Genomic DNA, 13,670 nt, shown 5'->3' on the forward strand with positions numbered 1-13,670 from the left:
CTAAGCTGTAATTTGATGTTTAACAATTGAAAAATATATCATTCGCTAATGTGCTGTACTCATAATTTTTCTATACCTTTAGCGATTAAGTTTCTGCTTGCCCTTAAGCGTTTATATGTTACATTAATACTTGTGTAGATAGTTTGGTTTTAGAGGTTAGCGAATAAGCTTGTGTACAGCTAATAAAATCAAGGTTGATTATCTATGCAGTCGCACCCCGCATGGGTGCGTGGATTGAAACTTGTTAAAAGTGCATTAAACCACGGATCTCTTGGGTCGCACCCCGCATGGGTGCGTGGATTGAAACCAATGTCATCTCGCTTTTTTTACATAGGTCGAGCAGTCGCACCCCGCATGGGTGCGTGGATTGAAACTAGACGCGACCACAAATCTTTTGTGGCTTTTGTGAGTCGCACCCCGCATGGGTGCGTGGATTAAGACATCATAACTCAACTCCGATATTGGGTGATAAATTGTTTTTTACTAAGTGTTGCTGATTGTTTCTATGAAATTTAATTGAATTACTCCTTAATTTCTAATAAATCTATGTTTTTATTAAACGCTTGGTTTGCTAGTACTTCGACTAGCACGATAAAGACTTTATAATTATACTAGCCTGCATTGGAATGGTTAGGTTGAATAAACAGTAAAAGAACCAAAAGAATTAAGTTTAAGATAGGATAATATGATAAAAAAATGTTTAACTGCAATGGGTATCATTTTAGCAGCAGGAAGTGTGATGGCAAATATTAAAACAGGTTATGGTTATGTTGAACAGATTTTGCTTTTACCAAGTCAGACTATCCTTGAGGCAAAACTTGACACGGGTGCAGGTATATCATCTATTTCAGTAACTAATATTTATATTTATGATAAAGATGGTCAAAATTATATCCGCTTTGATGTAATGCACGAGATGATTAAAGATGATGAAAAAACGGATAAGTCTAGAAAAAAATCCTATGATTTACCATTAAAGCGTGACATGAAAATTAAAAATCGTCTAAGTGAGAATATAGAAGAACGATATGATGAGCGACCTGTTGTTGACATGCCTATTTGTTTTGATGGAAAAATTTATAATATTGAGATGAATCTAACGGATAGATCAAGGTTTAAATATCCTGTGTTATTAGGTCGAAAGGCGTTAATTAAATTAAATGCTGTAGTTGATCCTGGTCAAAAATTCACGATAAATCTAGATGATTGTATTAAGCTTTTGGAAAAAGAGAACGAAAAAATAAAGCAAAAATCTAAAGACGCATCAACAAATAAAGTGCAAAAGATAGAAACGACGATTGATAGTGAAAAATTAAAAGAAGAAGAAACAAATTAGTATAAAGTAAGCAAATCAATTGATACTTGGATAGATATATTATGAGTAAAGTTAATAAACAATTTTTTACCCTATTAATTATTTTATTGCTAGCAGGGATTGGTTTTACTTTATATCAGCATTATAAGCTGGGGTTATCCTGGTGGCCAAATGATGAAAATATGACTTGGAAATTTAATACTGAATTACAAATCTTACCTGATACGACAAATTCATCTTTAAAGGTGAACCTGGTTGTACCAAATTTGCAAAAATCAGATGTATTAGATGAAAATATTAATGCCTCTGGTTTTGGTAAGATTATTTTACGTTCAGAAAATAAGAATAATAGAGTGGCAGTTTTGTCAAAAAGTGAAGTTAGTTCAAAGCAGACAATTATTTATGATGTAACTGTTGCAAGTAATTCAAGCTTTATTGAGCCCCCTATTCCTGATTTAGGAAAGGAGAAAAAAAAATAAAGAACGCTCTTGAACCTAAAAAGCTTATTACGCTTTTGACAACAGCAAAAGACATTGCAGAAAAATCGGCTGATTCGACAACTTTAGTTACTCAAACCATTAATTTTGTTAACGATGATGGTAATTTATATTTTTGGCAGGAAATGACTAATGGTAAACCAACAGCAAAAGGTCGAGCGCAATTGCTCAATTACCTGTTAACACAGCTGCATTTACCTAACGTGTTATTACACGTTGTACCTTATCAATATGAAGGTAAGTTGAACTTAAAAAACTTGCCAGTATGGGTCAATGTTTATTATGACAATGCATGGCATGTATTTGACGTAAAATCAGGTGCCCCCATTGATGATCCAAATATGCAAGCAATGGTATGGTGGATGGGCAATGGCAATTTTGTGGATGTTGAAGGTGGTACGGTAAAAATTGTCTCATTTACTGCAACAAAGCAAAGTATTCCAATGGAGCGTTATTTAGATTTAAGAAATAATGTAATGAAGCAAAATGTCTATGAATTTTCGTTGCTAAACCTTCCTGCGCAGACACAAGAGATTTATAAAATCATATTAGTGGTACCCTTTGGTGTGTTAATACTTTTAGTTTTGCGTATTATTATTGGCGTGCCAACCTTAGGGACATTTATGCCTGTACTAATTGCTTTGGCATTTAAAGATACAACTTTAATTTGGGGAATTGTGCTTTTTTCTTTGGTTGTTATTTTGGGATTAAGTTTTAGAACATATTTTGAAAAACTACAACTTCTTGTAGTGCCAAGACTTGGAATGATCTTGACAGTTGTAGTATTAACGATGGCTTTGATTAGTATTGTGATGCATAAAATGGAACTATCTCAAGGCTTATCAATTACACTCTTTCCAATGGTGATTCTGACAATGTCAATTGAACGTTTGTCAATAACTTGGGATGAGCGTGGTAGCACAGAAACAATTAAAATTGCGCTTGGTAGTTTGCTTGCAGCAACGGTTTGTTATGTTTTCATTTTTAATAACTACCTGGAGTATTGGTTTTTTACTTTCCCGGGCTTATTGCTTCTTGTGATGGCTGTTATGTTGTTAATAGGGCGTTATCGAGGGTATCGTTTGACTGAGCTATATCGTTTTGAAGCGCTAGCATTAAAAGCAAGTAGCAAAGAAAAAGGAAAAGGGGTCTAAATGTGGTGGATAAGCAAATGGCTAGCATTACGCAAGTCTGGTGTTTTAGGTATTAATGAGCGTAACCTATCTTATATTAAAAAATTTAATAATCGCAAATTTTATCCGCTTGTTGATGATAAATTAAAGAGTAAAAAACTTGCATTAGAGCATGGTATTAATGTGCCTGAATTATATGGCGTGATTCATTCAGAGCACGATAATAAAAATTTAGACAAGATGCTTACAGGTAGAAGTCAATTTGTAATTAAACCTGCTCAAGGAGCAGGTGGTGAAGGCATTTTGGTTATTACTCATTTTATCAATAATCGTTATAGATTATCCAATGGTAGGCTTATGACTTTGGACCAGTTAAAATATCATACTTCAACAACATTAAGTGGTGCGTATTCGCTAGGTGGTCGGCCAGATAAGGCAATGATTGAATATCTTATTCAATTTGATCCAATTTTTGCTAAAGTTGCTTTTCAGGGTGTGCCTGATATTCGGATTATCTTAGTCAAAGGCTTCCCGGTGATGGCAATGGTGCGCTTACCTACTCAAGTATCCAATGGTAAAGCAAACTTACACCAAGGTGCAATTGGAGCGGGTGTTGATTTAAAAACAGGTATAACTTTGCATGGTGTTTGGCACAATGAGATCGTTACTCACCATTCAGATACTTTGCATGAGGTGGAAGGTATTACCATACCTTATTGGCAGAAATGCTTAGATATTGCAAGTGCTTGCTATGATATGACTAAGCTTGGTTATTTGGGGGTAGACTTGGTACTGGATAAGGTTTATGGACCACTTATGTTGGAATTAAATGCTCGTCCTGGACTTAATATCCAAATTGCAAACCAAGTTGGATTGATCGAGCGTTATAAATTGATTAAGCCTGTGATAAATGGAGATATGACAAAAGAAGAGCGAATTAAATATGTGCTTGATCGTTTATAAAACAAACGTTTGGAAATTTAGAACTACAAGCTATCGTTTATTAGACATTATTGTAACGTAAAAGCTATAATCAAATTAACTTATAAAGAAATGTAATCTATATTAAAACAATGAAGTATAAAGCAATGAACGCTATTGTATTAAAAAATAAATATGAATTAATGGTAAGAAGTCTAAGAAAAGTATTTCTGAACCTAATGCTGGTGAGCGTAATAAGTTTCTTACTCAATTTATCTTATGCCCAAGATAAAGCACAAAGTGTTCCAACGGTCGCAGTGAACGTTGGAAAGGTAGAGAAAATCAATGTGCCTGAAACAATTACAGCAGTAGGACATATGCTTGCAGTGAAACAAGTCAATTTAAGCTTTGATAATAGTGGTAAGTTAGAAGATAAGTACTTTAAAAATGGTGATCGAGTACTTAAAGGTGAAACGGTGGCGTCTCTTGACGATCAACAAAATGTGGCGAATCTACAGGCTTTACAGGCAAAGCTTAATTTAGCAAAACAAACTTACTCTAGGGTCAAATTATTAGAGCAATCAGGTGCAATTTCAAAAGAGGATATCGACCAGAAATATGCAGGTTTACAACAGGCACAAGCAGATGTTGATCAACAAAAAGTTGTAGTCAATCAGGATAAATTACAAGCCCCTTTTACAGGTGTATTAGGAACCTATCAGTTTGACGTAGGGGCTTATATTGCAGCAGGAACTGTCGTTGTGCAGTTAACGCAAGAAAGCCCACTTAAAATTCGATTTGCCATTCCATCAGAAATGAAACCAAAGATTGCAATTGGGAATGAAGTTGAGCTAACAACAGAAACTTATCCAGAAAAAACCTTTAAGGGAATAGTGAATTATATTTCTCCTACAGTTAACACCAATACTGGTACGCTTGAAATAGAAGCCGAGGTAAAGAATGATGATTATTTATTATCGCCAGGTATGTTTATGTCTGTATTACAAGTTTTACAAGAAAAACGACCTATGCTAGTTTTGCCAGATATGGCTATACAAATAAATCAGCAAGGGAGTTTTGTTTATGTTGTTAATCCTGACCATACTGTCAGGGCAACTCAGATTGAAACAGGGCTTATTCGCAAAGGGTGGACGCAGATTACAAAGGGTTTAGCAGAAGGGCAAGAGGTGGTTACCATTGGCGGTAATAAATTGATAAATGGTGCAAAAATAACCTTTTCAGATGTTCCAGTTCCGTCATTTGAAAATGCTAATATTTCAACTACTAAAACAGTGAATTAAAGCATGAAACTATCAAAAATTTGTATTCAAAGACCCGTATTTGCGGTTGTACTAAATCTTATGATCATCGTGTTAGGGATTGTGGGTTTTAGCTATTTGGAAATACGCTACTTTCCTAAAATTCAGCAAAAAACTGCTACGGTATCTATTTCCTATTCAGGTGCTTCGCCAACACTTATTAAAAATGACGTTACTATTCCTGTTGAAGATGCCCTATATAATATTGATGGACTTGTAAAAATTACATCAACAAGCTCATATGGTAGTAGCACAATTAATTTAACCTTTGCTGATGACGCTGATATGACTGATATGATGGGGCAAGTACGCGACAACATTTCTAGTATTATGTCACAAAGGCTTCCTGCTGATATTAATTCCCCTAATATTAGCCAAGGCGGGGTTGAGCGACCCGTACTGAATTTAGGTGTGATGGATAAAGATTTGACTTCAGCTCAAATTCGAGATTATGTACAAAGAAATATCATGCCTATTTTTCAATCTGTCCCTGGTATGGGCGCTGTTTGGGTATATGGTGCTAGTGATTATGCAATGCGTATTTGGCTAAATCCGCAAAAAATGGCTGCTTTAGGCATTACGATAAGTGATGTTCAAAAGACACTAAATAGTAATAATATTAGTTTTTCAGGGGGTAGTATTAGAGGAAAATATCGTAACTTTTCAATTAGTTCAGATACTGATTTAAAAACTGCTCAGCAATTTAGAAATCTGGTAGTAAGAGACGATCCTAATGCCCCTGTTTATTTGAAAGACATTGCAAAAATTGACTTAGGCAATGCAAGCTTAAGCGATTCTCCAATGCTCATTAATGGTCAAAATGCGATTAGTGTGCAGCTAAGACCGACAGATAATGCTAATCCAATTATGGTAGCAGCTCTTGCTAAAAAAGAGCTAAAAAAAGTTGAAGGCAATCTGCCACACGGTATGGAAGTTAAAATTGTATATGATCAATCTACTTTTTTACAAAAATCTATAACAGATGGGTATGATACTTTAATTGAAGCAATTATTTTGGTGATGATTGTTGTCTTTATTTTCTTAGGCAGTATTCGTGCGTCACTTATCCCTATTTTAACTATTCCTGTATGCGTGATTGGTGCTTTTGGTGTCATGCTGTTGTGTGGATTTAGCATCAACGTTGTCACATTATTGGCGATTATTCTTGCAATTGGTCTTGTCGTTGATGATGCAATTGTTGTACTAGAAAATATCCATAGACATATCGAAATGGGCAAAAAACCATTTAATGCAGCTATAGAAGGCTCAGCTGAGATTGGCTTCTCAGTGATTGCAATGACTTTAACCTTAGCAGCTGTTTATGCACCAATTGGCTTTTTATCTGGATTTAGTGCAACTATTTTTAGAGAATTTGCTTTTACATTGGCAGGTTCCGTACTTATTTCTGGGTTTGTGGCACTTACTCTTTCACCGATGATGTGTGCTTATATTCTTAGAGCACGAGAAAAAGAAACAAGAATTGAAATTTGGCTCAACCATGCATTTGATAAGCTCAATGCTGGTTATGGAGAAGTACTTAATATTGTATTAAAAGCAAAATATTGGGTGGTAGGATTACTAATTTTATTAGCTGGATTATGTTATCTATTATTTAGAATTATGCCACAATCCTTTATTCCAAAAGAGGATATTGGTTATTTTGAGGCCAATATTAATTCACCGCCAAGTGCTGCACTTGATTATACAAACTACTACATGAACATATTGAGCAAGCGTGTTTATGCTGATAGTCCCTACATTTTAAACAATGCCGAATATATTTTTTCAGGCTCAGGTAATAATTTTGTGACGATGCAACCTTGGGGAGAGAAGCGGAAGGTGCCAACACAAGAAATCATTCCAAATCTTCTCAAAGAAGCTCAACAAATTCCAGGTATAAAGGTGAGTATGAATATTCCCGATCCTGTGAGCTTTGGACCAGATGCAGATAGTTCAGATTTAATTATTTATCTTCATAATGTCGGACCTGTTGAGAATTTAGTCAAGGCAGCAGATGTGCTTACTAGTAAACTTATGCAGTATCTAGGTTTAAATAACGTTAATAATGGTCTTAAGTTTGATAACGTTGCTTATAATGTAACGTTTCAACGCAATTTGGCTGCAAGTGTTGGGGTGGATCCACAGAATATTGCAGATACTTTTAGTATTTTAATGAGTGGGAAACATATTACCGATGTCAAGACTGATGAAAAAAGCTATCAAGTATTAGTGCAAATGAATTTACAAGACCTTTCAAGTTTTGGTAGTTTAGATAAAATCTATGTACCAAGTAAATCAGGTCTAATGATTCCATTATCAAATTTAATCAAGATCAAACCAGAAGTCAGACAAAGTAGTTTTTTTAGATATAATCGGGTTAACACGGCTCAGATTACGGCCAATATTAACGATGGTTATAGCATGAGTGAGGTTTATAATGCGGTGAATAAAATTGCTAGTCAAACTCAACTCAATGGGGCGAGTATTGACTATGGTGGACGTATGGCTGCATTTTTATCTTCAAATGGAACTATGTTCGGATTATTTGCTTTGGCATTGATCTTTATTTATTTGGTATTGGCTGCCCAGTTTGAGAGTTTCGTCGATCCTTTTATTATTTTGTTGACTGTGCCTTTATCTACAGTTGGCGCTTTGATTACAACATTATTAACAGGTGGAAATTTGAACCTCTTTACAAATATTGGTTTAATTACGCTGGTTGGCTTGATTAGTAAACATGGAATTTTAATTACTCAGTTTGCAAACGAAAACTTCAAAGAGGGAGTCAGTCTTGTTGAAGCAGTTAAAGTCGGGGCCATTACACGCTTGCGTCCTATTTTAATGACAACATCTGCAATGGTGTTAGGTTCTCTTCCATTAGCACTAGCAACAGGAGCAGGAAATATTTCGAACAATATGATTGGTTGGGTGATCGTTGGTGGGCTTTGTTTTGGAACGGTTTTTTCGTTGTTAATCGTTCCTGTTGCCTATGTGATTTTATCTCCACTAGATCACAAGAAGAAAAAGATATTATTAGCGAATAGAAAAAATGCTATTTTGTTTGATTGATAATGTATTGTGTTAATAATGGTACTGGACGACCAGTTGCAGTTGCTTTTTCAAAACCTTTCATCGCACTGCCGGCGACATCTAAATGTGCCCATGTATAATTTTCGGTAAAGCGAGACAAGAATAAGGCAGCAGTAATACTGCCAGCGGCTGCTCCCCCAATATTATTCATATCTGCCACATCACTTTTCAAATGTTCATGGTAAGGTTCATACAAGGGTAAATGCCAAGCTGGATCATAGCTTTCTTGTGAAGCAATTTTAAGATCATTGACTAAAGCATCATTATTACCAAATAAGCCTGTTAAATCACCGCCTAATGATACAATCATCGCTCCAGTTAAAGTAGCAATGTCAATGACGACTTTTGGATTGTAACGTTCAATATAAGTCAAAGCGTCACATAGCGCTAAACGACCTTCAGCATCAGTGTTACCAATTTCAATTGTAATGCCTTTCATACTGGTTAAGACATCACCTGGACGATATGATTTACCATCAATTGAATTTTCAACTAATGCCACAACACCAATAACATTAATTGGTAGATTTAGCTCAGTAATGGTTTTCATTGTGCCAAATACAGAGGCCGCTCCACCCATGTCCATTTTCATACTACCCATGCCTTGCCATGGCTTAAGACATATCCCACCTGTGTCAAAGACTAGTCCTTTACCAACAAGTACAATGGGCTTATCATCTTTATTACCACCATAATACTCCATACAAGCAATATAAGTTGGCATCTTTGAGCCTTGACCTACTGCGGTAATACAGCCCATGCCAAGCTTAAGCATTTGATCTTCACCAATGTAATGAAGGCTACATTTGTTGTGTGCATCGGTGAGTTTTTTTGCCTCATTGAGTAAGTAGTCTGTGGTGCAGATATTAGCAGGCAAGTTTTTTAAGTCTTTGGCATAGTTTTGACCATTGGCAATGGCTTGCGCAATTTTAATATCATGTTTGGTTTCTTCAATCGCATAAGTTGTAATATCAATTTGTTTCAGTTTAAAAGTTTCTTTTTCCGACTTTAACTGATCAAAAACATAAGCTGTATTTAAAAATGACTCAACAAATAGGCGACTATGATGATCTCCCAAAAGTGTACTATCAATAGAAAAGGAATCAATATTCAGCGATTTAAGTTGAGTGTAAAGCGCACCGATAGCTTTGCGAATCGTGCTTATATTGAGCTTGTCTTTTTTGCCTAAACCAATCGCAATGTAAGCTTTTCCATTACTTAACACAAAATAACTGCTTGCATTTTTTGCCTTGAAAAGCCCCTTCTCTTGTGCTTTTTGAATAGCATCAATGTTGCTTTGTGTATCTTCAAATATAAATACAGCTTCTGTTGTTAAGTTGCTGCTAGTAACTGCATAAATGTGCATAGATTTCCCTTAATTGATTTGTTTTAAATTTTGTTAAAGTGATTTTAGGCAAACTCTAAGTTGTTCAAGTGGTATAAGTTTCGCATATTTTATGCAAAGTTTTCAAATTCACACAGATGCACTAAAATCATTAAAATTCATAAGTTACACCAAAGGTATAGGCATCAGCAAAAGGTTGTTCTCCGCGATTGTAAAGAAAATAGCGACTGCTTTGAAAGAAGACATTAAATCCAAGTATTTGGTATCCGATACCAATAGCAACAGCAGGGCGCCATAATGTATTAGGAAAGGCGCTTTCATTAACACCATTAATGCGGTTATATGCATAACCTAATTTAGCAGTCAAGTTTAGTCCTAGTGGTAGGTTTAGGTTAGCAGTTGCATAAAATGGGATTGTCATTAAATTGCCGGTTTGACCGTTTTGTTTAACCATGCTGTTGAGGTAGTTAAATTCGGTTTCAATTCCTAATTTTAACAATGGGAAAATAGGAAATTGATAACCCAATAAAACACCTGTTGTAGCATTATTATCTGCCTTAAGTTCACTAGATGAATGACTTATACCAACTTGCGCTCCAACATAAAGCCCCGCATGTGCGCTTGTGAGTAAAACTCCAGAAATCGCACTTATTAGTATTATTTTTTTAAACATTTTTAGCTCTTTTAAACAATTAGGAAGGAGTATTTTTGTATTATAAAGTGGTTTTAGGTGTAAAAATAGTGTGTGAAACCTAAAAATAAAGAGATACTAACTCACAAACATGAAATTAAAGTATAATCTCCTCACTCCATGAGTTTAATAAAATTAAATAAAGATGCTTGATGAAATAGATGTAATAGTGATAGGCGCTGGAACTGCTGGACTTACTGCTGCTCTTAATTTGGCAGATAGCTGTAAAGTCGCTATTTTGTGTAAATCCGCACTAGGTGATGGTTCAAGCCTATACGCGCAAGGTGGAATTGCAGCTGTAATGGACAAAGGTGATTCGCTAGAGTCTCATATTCAAGATACGCTTATTGCAGGTGATAGTTTGTGCGATAAAGAAGCTGTACGTTTTACGGTTGAAAATGCCAAAAGCTGTGTTGAGTGGTTAATTAATCAAGGGGTTAACTTTACCTTAGATAGTAAACATGAGAATTATTACCATTTAACAATGGAGGGGGGGCATTCTTATCGACGCATTTTACATGCAGCAGATGCAACTGGAAAAGAAGTGCAAACAACCCTAACAACTTTGATCAAAAACAATAAAAATATCCAAGTCTTTGAATACTATAATGTTGTTGATTTGATATTACAGCAGCAGCGTTGTGTTGGTGCCTATGCACTTAATTTAAAGACAAATAAAATAGAAACTTTTTCAGCGCGCGCGATTGTGCTTGCCTCAGGTGGTGCTTCACGCGTTTATCAATATTCCACTAATCCTGTGGTATCAAGTGGTGATGGTATTGCAATTGCTTATCGAGCAGGATGTAGAGTTGCTAATTTAGAGTTCAACCAATTCCACCCCACTTGTCTTTATCATCCCAAAGCAGGATCTTTTTTATTAAGTGAGGCATTAAGAGGTGAGGGGGCATATTTACGCTTACCTAATGGTAAACGATTTATGCCTCAAATCGATGAGCGGGCTGAGCTTGCACCAAGAGATATTGTTGCTAGAGCAATAGACTTACAGATGAAAAAATATGGTTTAGAATGTGTTTATTTAGACATTACACATAAATCACCAGAGTTTATCCAGACTCACTTCCCAATGATTTATGAAGAGCTTTTAAAATATGGTTTTGATTTAACTAAAGATCAAATTCCTGTTGTACCTGCAGCACACTATACTTGTGGTGGGATAATGGTTGATAGTAAGGCGCGAACTGACATTGTAGGTCTATATGCAGCAGGTGAGGTGACTTATACTGGGCTTCATGGTGCTAATCGCATGGCGAGTAATTCACTTCTTGAATGCTTAGTGTATGCCTTTGCAGCAGCAAAAGATATTAAACGTAAGCTTTTAGAATTTGATAAAATCATTAACTTACCTGCTTGGGATGATGCACTTGTTCAAGATTCAGATGAAGCAATCTTTATTCGTCACAATTGGAAAGAAGTGCGTCGTTGTATGTGGGACTATGTTGGAATTGTGCGTAGTAATAAGCGCCTACAGCGAGCAATGAACCGGATTAAGCTATTACGTCAGGAAGTCTACGATTATTACTCAGACTTTACGGTTACTGCTGATTTGTTAGAGCTTAGAAATCTTGTGCTGGTTGCTGAGCTTATGATTGAGTCAGCAATGCGTAGAAAAGAAAGTAGAGGTCTACACTACACCTTAGATTATAAACAAAAAGACCCAAGGTTCTTAAAGCCAACTATTTTGCATCCCGCCAAAAGTTAGGATAGAAATTTATTTCAAAATTGTGCTTTTGAATCAAGTGCCATGCCTCACTATTTGGCGTTTTTTATTGCGTGTTACATGTGTTATTTGTACGCATTTAGTATGAGAAAAACAAAGAGTTAAGAGTCAAATAAAGTTAGACATGACAACAAAAACATTATTGCTTTTTCGTTTGACCTATTTTACTTTCTGTACCATCTATCAGACGTTTAATATTTTCATGATGGCGCACAAATACGATAATCGTAATCATTAAAAAAGGTAATGCACTGTTAAAGTTCATCATAAAGATGATGCAAATCGATGAGATGATTGTGGCAAGTAAAGCAGAAAGTGAGGAGTATTTGGTAATAAGCGCACATAATAGCCAAGCAGCTAAGAAAATTATCCCAATTATCCAATAAAAACCAAGCATTACACCGATTAAAGTGGCAACACCTTTGCCACCTTTAAAGCTAAAGAAAATCGGGAATATATGACCGATTACAGAGGCTAAGGCAACGTATCCAATTTCAGTGTTGCTTAACACAATAACATGGGCAATTATAACTGGAACAAAGCCTTTAATTGCATCTCCTAAAAGGGTAATTATTGCCGCTTTCTTACCGCCTAAACGCAAAACATTTGTCGTTCCTGGATTACCAGAACCAATTGTTCTAGGGGACGGAAGACCTAATAGTTTGCAGGTGAGAATGGCACTATTTATAGAACCAAGAAGATAGCCAATAATAAGCATGACGATAAACATAATTTAAGCCAATATCAGAGAGTTTTAAGTATAGGGAGTGTCTAAGCTTTTTATAATGAAGTCAAGTTTAAATCAGGGTTGTCTTATTAAAACTTAACTAGCTCCAAACCCTAAAGCGTGGGCTCAATATACGGTTCATTTATTTTACTTTCTAGAAAGATCAGTCTCGTGTTAAATGAGCTAGTTTTACCAAAATCACTCGACATTTGGATTTGTGTTTGCAAATCTCGTATTGCGTTTAAAAGATCCTTTTTATCCTCATTCGTCAGTTCATTTTTATTAAGAAAATTATTGTTGGTATTTTGCAAAAAATCTCGTCCAGTTTGCTTAAAATGAGAACCCCAACGCCAAGAACCTGTTACATAATCACCTATCACTGCTTGTGCAAGTTTAGCAGGGTTTAATTGAGTATAATTTCGCTTATAACGTGCTAACCTTTCTTCAGTTATTGTTTGCAATTTATCTAAACGACTCGCTATTTTACCACTATGAGCCTGAACTGCACTTGCCTTAGATTGCGAGATGTTATGATATTCGTTCGCAACGAAGTAATTAGTGTTAATACCTCCAACAGCCAAACCTTGTCCTGGAGCAGTATTACATTTTGGAGTTCCTGTATCCATACACGAAGGAATCATTCCTGCATTATACGCATTACATTGATCATTAATCTTATGTATTGCAAGAGCAAATTCTTGCGCAGAACCACCCTTAACATATGTCGTTAATGCTTCCTTTATCTGCCCTCGAATATCTGGTTGCAATAGAGTTCCTTCCAAACCGTATTTAATCTAGCAAAATAGCTATTTAAAAATTAAAGGTGGATATGATCAATGAGATGGGAAACGATAAACAAGTTAGCAGCAGATGAGTTTCGTCGTTTAACAGGTG

The 13,670-nt window shown here is 35.7% G+C and carries 11 protein-coding genes; 7 read left to right on the forward strand and 4 right to left on the reverse strand.

The window, feature by feature from the left end; all coding sequences use genetic code 11:
• Window positions 1-685: 685 nt before the first annotated feature.
• From M1V25_RS00960 to M1V25_RS00985, 6 genes are all read left to right on the forward strand, one after another.
• A complete protein-coding gene (locus M1V25_RS00960; protein WP_116963642.1) occupies window positions 686-1,336 on the forward strand; it encodes an ATP-dependent zinc protease family protein in 651 nt (216 codons plus the stop codon).
• Window positions 1,337-1,377: 41 nt separating this feature from the next.
• Complete coding sequence (locus tag M1V25_RS00965) at window positions 1,378-1,794, forward strand: UUP1 family membrane protein (protein WP_498842167.1); 417 nt, start codon at window positions 1,378-1,380, stop codon at window positions 1,792-1,794.
• 35 nt (window positions 1,795-1,829) lie between these two features.
• Window positions 1,830-2,966 (forward strand): 7TM domain-containing protein, encoded by a 1,137-nt coding sequence (locus M1V25_RS00970; RefSeq protein WP_498842168.1) that lies wholly within the window; start codon window positions 1,830-1,832, stop codon window positions 2,964-2,966.
• On the forward strand, window positions 2,967-3,908 hold the full coding sequence (locus M1V25_RS00975) for an alpha-L-glutamate ligase-like protein (RefSeq protein ID WP_498842169.1): 942 nt from the start codon (window positions 2,967-2,969) through the stop codon (window positions 3,906-3,908).
• Between the two features lie 125 nt (window positions 3,909-4,033).
• Window positions 4,034-5,167, forward strand: a complete 1,134-nt coding sequence (locus tag M1V25_RS00980; RefSeq protein WP_498842170.1) for an efflux RND transporter periplasmic adaptor subunit — start codon at window positions 4,034-4,036, stop codon at window positions 5,165-5,167.
• A 3-nt stretch (window positions 5,168-5,170) separates the two neighbouring features.
• Complete coding sequence (locus tag M1V25_RS00985; RefSeq protein ID WP_116963646.1) at window positions 5,171-8,254, forward strand: efflux RND transporter permease subunit; 3,084 nt, start codon at window positions 5,171-5,173, stop codon at window positions 8,252-8,254.
• Here the strand turns inward: M1V25_RS00985 and M1V25_RS00990 are convergent.
• Together M1V25_RS00990 and M1V25_RS00995 are read right to left on the reverse strand one after the other, a co-directional pair.
• Window positions 8,238-9,641: a leucyl aminopeptidase gene (locus M1V25_RS00990; RefSeq protein ID WP_498842171.1), complete on the reverse strand. Its 1,404-nt coding sequence runs from the start codon at window positions 9,639-9,641 to the stop codon at window positions 8,238-8,240. The genes M1V25_RS00985 and M1V25_RS00990 overlap by 17 nt on opposite strands.
• 130 nt (window positions 9,642-9,771) lie before the next feature.
• The gene (locus M1V25_RS00995) at window positions 9,772-10,293 is read right to left on the reverse strand and encodes an outer membrane beta-barrel protein (RefSeq protein ID WP_498842172.1); all 522 of its coding nucleotides are present in this window, start codon (window positions 10,291-10,293) and stop codon (window positions 9,772-9,774) included.
• A 163-nt stretch (window positions 10,294-10,456) separates the two neighbouring features.
• On the opposite strand from M1V25_RS00995, the gene nadB reads away from it, so the two are divergent.
• Window positions 10,457-12,031 (forward strand): L-aspartate oxidase, encoded by a 1,575-nt coding sequence (gene nadB, locus M1V25_RS01000; protein WP_116963649.1) that lies wholly within the window; start codon window positions 10,457-10,459, stop codon window positions 12,029-12,031.
• Window positions 12,032-12,188: 157 nt separating this feature from the next.
• Here nadB and plsY read toward each other — a convergent pair whose 3' ends face one another.
• Together plsY and M1V25_RS01010 are read right to left on the reverse strand one after the other, a co-directional pair.
• Window positions 12,189-12,779, reverse strand: a complete 591-nt coding sequence (plsY, locus tag M1V25_RS01005) for a glycerol-3-phosphate 1-O-acyltransferase PlsY (protein ID WP_116963650.1) — start codon at window positions 12,777-12,779, stop codon at window positions 12,189-12,191.
• 110 nt (window positions 12,780-12,889) lie between these two features.
• Entirely contained in the window at window positions 12,890-13,543 is a 654-nt protein-coding gene (locus M1V25_RS01010) for a hypothetical protein (protein ID WP_498842173.1), read from the reverse strand.
• Between the last annotated feature and the right edge of the window lie 127 nt (window positions 13,544-13,670).

The sequence above is a fragment of the Candidatus Nebulibacter yamunensis genome, from assembly GCF_024208055.1.
Lineage (GTDB): Bacteria > Pseudomonadota > Gammaproteobacteria > Francisellales > Francisellaceae > Caedibacter > Caedibacter lacustris.